Origin of the sequence: Planotetraspora mira (genome assembly GCF_016863275.1) — a bacterium.
Lineage (GTDB): Bacteria > Actinomycetota > Actinomycetes > Streptosporangiales > Streptosporangiaceae > Planotetraspora > Planotetraspora mira.
The window spans coordinates 1-1,070 of sequence record NZ_BOOO01000032.1 but is presented as its reverse complement, the minus strand read 5'-3'; the positions used below and the strand labels follow the sequence as shown (position 1 = coordinate 1,070).

Genomic DNA, 1,070 nt, shown 5'->3' with positions numbered 1-1,070 from the left:
CACGATCCCGGGAGCCGTACCGTCCGCCGAAGCCACCGCCGCCCTCACGTGGGGGACGCGCGCTGTACCCTTCCCTGCCGCCTTCACGGTCGTTCCCGAAACTCCGCCCGCCCTCGCGGTCGTCGCGTGGCGGTCGGGCGCCCCGCTCGTCGGACCGGAACGGACGGCCTCCGCGGTCGTCACGGTCTCTGAAGCCGCCACCGGCCTGGGAGGGGCCGCGGTCACCGGAAGGGCGCTGCGGGCGGTCTCCTCCGCGATATCCACCGCGGTTGTCGTCAGAACGGGCCGGACGGTCTCCGAAGCGGCCTCCCTCACGCGGGGGACGGCCGCCGTCACGAGCACCGGCGCCGCGGTCGTCGCGGTTGCCGTAGCTACCACGCGATGCGTCACGATCACCGTAGGAGGGCCGCGGCCGATCGCCGGCGCGGAAACTGTCACGGTCACCGTAGGACCGGCCACCTCGTTCGCCGCCGGAGCGTGCCCCCGGCCGGCCGGCCGCCCCACCTTCGCGGTCGCGGAAACCGCCGGAACGGTCAGAGCGGAAGGGGCGGTCGCCACGATCGCGATCTCCCGAGGCACCTTCACGCCGCCCCGCATCACGGCTACTCGAGCCGTCCCTACCCCCATCGCCGCGGTAGCCCCCGGAGCGACCGCTCACGTCCCTGCCCTCGTCACGGCTGTCTCCGCCACGGCTCGCGCCGTCACGCCCGTCTTCTCTGTTCACTTCTGTCCTCTGTTGCTCGCTCACCGCGTACGGCTGTGCGCTCGGTTCGCTGGCCGCGCTACTAGTTCCCGGATACGCCGAGCGGTGGAGATGCCCGATATCGGCTCAGTGTCAGGGGAGACCAGCCTGATTTGCCGTAGGTCTGCTGAGACCTCGTTGTGTGCCGTAGCCTCCGCTACTCGCTCTACGCAACGAAGGCCACCCGTGGTGGGGTGGCCCGGCAGGTTCCAGCCTAGCGCGCCGCCGGCGGTTCCCGGACCCGAAGGAGGAGGTCAAAGCTCCTGGTAGGTGACTGCCGTGATTCCAACAGGCCGCGAGAGTCGGTTGTGAAATGAAAAAGGGGCCA

1 protein-coding gene is annotated in these 1,070 nt (G+C 70.7%); it reads right to left on the bottom strand.

The window, feature by feature from the left end; all coding sequences use genetic code 11:
* On the bottom strand, positions 1-585 hold a 585-nt coding region (locus Pmi06nite_RS26860; RefSeq protein ID WP_373317335.1), incomplete at its 3' end, for a hypothetical protein.
* Positions 586-1,070: the final 485 nt, after the last annotated feature.